This window comes from Stenotrophomonas sp. HMWF003 (assembly GCF_003061285.1).
GTDB lineage: Bacteria > Pseudomonadota > Gammaproteobacteria > Xanthomonadales > Xanthomonadaceae > Stenotrophomonas > Stenotrophomonas maltophilia_AP.
This window is the reverse complement of record NZ_QAIW01000292.1, coordinates 1-1688: the sequence shown is the minus strand read 5'-3', so window position 1 is coordinate 1688 and position 1688 is coordinate 1. Positions and strand designations below refer to the sequence as shown.

2 protein-coding genes are annotated in these 1688 nt (G+C 67.0%); one reads left to right on the top strand and one right to left on the bottom strand.

Translation table 11 applies throughout. The annotated features are described in order from the left end of the window. On the top strand, window positions 1-498 hold a 498-nt coding region (locus tag DBR34_RS12055; RefSeq protein ID WP_308812534.1), incomplete at its 5' end, for a helix-turn-helix domain-containing protein. A gap of 156 nt (window positions 499-654) precedes the next feature. Here DBR34_RS12055 and DBR34_RS12050 read toward each other — a convergent pair. Further along, the coding region (locus DBR34_RS12050; protein ID WP_128096971.1) for a hypothetical protein at window positions 655-1688 on the bottom strand (1034 nt) is incomplete at its 5' end.

Below are 1688 nucleotides of genomic sequence, written 5' to 3'. Positions count from 1 at the left end.
GACCTGGAACAGGCGGTGGAGCGCGGGCAGTTCCGCCGCGACCTGTTCTACCGCTTGAACGTGCTGCGCCTGCCATTGCCGCCGCTGCGCGACCGCGGCAGCGACATCCTGCTGCTGGCCCAGCACTTCCTGGCCAGCTTCCGCGACCGCCACGTCACCCGCGCGCGCGGCTTCAGCGCCGATGCCAGGCGCGCACTGGAACGCTTCCACTGGCCGGGCAACGTGCGCGAGCTGCTCAACCGCATCCAGCGCGCGGCGATTGTCACCGACGGCGAACTGATCAGTGCCGCCGACCTGGAGCTGGTCCCGGCGCAGCTGGACATGCCGCAGCGGCTGCTGCATGACGCGCGCCGATCGGCCGAACGCGACGCGCTGCTGCACGCGCTGCGCCAGAACGAATTCAACATCACCGCCTGCGCCCGCGACATGCAGGTCTCACGGGTAACGGTCTACCGACTCTGCCGCAAGCACCAGCTCGCCCTCCCCGAGTTGCGCTGAGGACGAAGCACCGCCGAAGCATGCCCTGCTCCCGAATACCCTCAGCAGCACTCCGCAAATCTATCCGCCGAAGAGCCCCCTTTTTGTTAAAGGGGGCGCGCCAACGGCGCGGGGTTTAGGTGGAATGCACACCGTACATGCTGTGAGCGGCACCGCTCACAGCATGTACGGCACCTTGAAGGCCAGGGTGAAGTCCGGCGCGTCCGGGGTCAGGCCGATGCCCAGCAGGCTCACCAAGGTGGTATTGCGGTTCAGTGCGTAGGTGATGCCCAGGTTGAGCGTGCCGGCGTTGGCGTCGCTGCCGATCACCTTGAACCACTGCCCATCGCGGTAGCGCGTGGACGCGCGGCTGCTCAGCTTGTCGCTGAAGGAAATGCTCAGGCTGGTGCGCTCGTTGAACGCGAACGCCACGCCCGCGCCGAAGTAATACGACCCGCCCAGCTTCACCTCGCCCGGGTTGACCGTATCCGGGTTGGCGTCCAGGTCGTCGAAGCTGCGCGGGAAGGAATGGATGTAGCCGATGTTGGCGAACAGGATCGCCGGATCGGCGGTCTTCACTGCCGACAGGCCCACATTGGCCTGCCACACGCCGTTGCCGGTGGGCTGCTGTTCGGGCACCGCGAAACGGATGAAGTCATCGTCGTCGCGCTCCAGCACCGTCCAGTCCAGGCCATACGGCGCACGCCCGGTCGGCGCGGTCGCGCCTACCGTGAGCACCGTTTCCGGCCAGCGACCATGCTCGGCAAACAACCGGTAGTTCGCGCTCAGGCCGACATCGCCGATGCCGTTGCCGGTGGTTTCTTCCTGGGCGATCGCCGCGGCCGAACCGCCGGCACCGCCCTTCTGGAACACGGTCTTGCGGGCCAGGTAAGGCACGTCCAGGTTCAGGGTCAGGCGGGGGCTGACGCCCCAGCGCGCGGCCAGGTTGTAGGTGAGCGTGTCCGATTCGACGTTCTCGATGGCGATGTTGCCCAGGAAGATCGCATCCAGCGCCAGGAAGCCGTTGAGCGTCACCTGTTTGCGGTCATAGCGTGCGTAGGTGAGGCTGTTTTCCACAGTGAAGCGGCGACTGAACAACGCCGCCTGCTGCTGTTTGACGTCATCCACGCTACGCCGCGAGGCCTGCTTGGCCTGCTGCGCCTCCTCGGCGCTGCTGGCGTAGCCGTCCGCACTGGCGGGGGCGGCCGGGG